This is a genomic window from Candidatus Zixiibacteriota bacterium (assembly GCA_021159005.1).
Classification (GTDB): Bacteria; Zixibacteria; MSB-5A5; order UBA10806; family 4484-95; genus JAGGSN01.
In genome coordinates, this window is the sequence record JAGGSN010000028.1 from 1 (window position 1) to 1,346 (window position 1,346).

The 1,346-nt window shown below is 42.6% G+C and carries 2 protein-coding genes; both read left to right on the forward strand.

What is annotated here, in order from left to right:
• The coding region (locus J7K40_01780; GenBank protein MCD6161125.1) for a LamG domain-containing protein at positions 1 to 708 on the forward strand (708 nt) is incomplete at its 5' end.
• 48 nt (positions 709 to 756) lie between these two features.
• Positions 757 to 1,346, forward strand: a 590-nt coding sequence (locus tag J7K40_01785) for a hypothetical protein (GenBank protein ID MCD6161126.1), incomplete at its 3' end; no start/stop codon positions are given.

Sequence of the window (1,346 nt, forward strand, 5' to 3'; positions counted from 1 at the left end):
ATTGATTCCACCGGCAATGATAATGATGGGACTTCACAGGGTTCAATGACCTCTGAAGATTTAGTTGATGGTAAAATTGGAAAGGCTTTAGATTTTGATGGAAGTAATAACAGTATAAGAAGGGCCGGCTTATCACTATCCACCAGAGGAAGTTTTACGCTGGAAGCAATTGTAAAATTATCTCAGTCTGGAGTTAAACAGCGACTTGTTACGCTTGAGGATGCGACAGCACCTGATAACGGACCTCAGTTTTTCATCAGAATAGATACTAGTAACTTTGCTCAAGTTTTTAGCAGAGGACACGAAAATGATACTTTTGCAATAGTAACAGATGATGTTGATCTTAATGATGCCACATATCATTTTATTGCCGGAACAATCAATGGGGATATTGGAAAAGCTGAATTATTTGTTGCAGGTGTTTCGCAAGGTTCTGTTACACAAAGTCAGTTTACATCAGACACAATGCCTGATATTGTGTTAGGTAGCTTTTTAGGAGATCTAAATGAACAGTTCTTGAAGGGGGTTATTGATGAAGTCCGTATTTCAAATATAATTCGTTCTGCCGAATGGATCAAAGCATCCCGCAACAACCAATTTTCGCCTGGTACCTTTGTTATTGAGGGGACGCCCGCAACCCCTGGTGGGGCAGCACCAACAAGCATATTTTACGGTCCTCTGGTAGGGCCTTTTGGAGGACCAATATAAATGATACCTTATCTTGGAAATTTTAAAGAAGACGAGACTGTATACGTAATGTTCAATACTTTTTCGTCTGATGACCCAAGTGCATCATGCACGATAACGAACTTTGCTAACACCGATGTCCATATCCATAAAGACGATGGCCTGACTCAAAGGAATAACGCAGCCGGAATCACTGTCAGCATTGACTTCGATGGGATTACCGGGTCTCACCTTATCAAGATAGATACTTCCGATGACACAGTGGCTGGATTCTGGGTAACTGGGAAAGATTATTTTGTAAGGATTGAGGGAACAACTGTAGACGGAGCGACCATAAATGCTATGGTTGGGCACTTCTCTATAGAAAATAGATTCAATGAAGTTGACCTGACTCATATCCTCGGAACTGCGCTCACCGAATCAGTCGGCGGGTATCTTGCCGCTGCATTTAAGAAATTATTTGATGTTGCCACTCCTCTTCTTGTGGCTTCTGACGCTATGAGGGGGACGGATAATGCGGCACTTGCTTCTGGTGTTCAGTTATCGGCTCAAGGTAAACTCGATGTTAATGCCGAGTGTGATGCGTCCTTAACTGATATTCATCTCGATCACTTATTCGCAACCGACTATGACCCCGTGAGTAAACCAGGTGTTGGGAC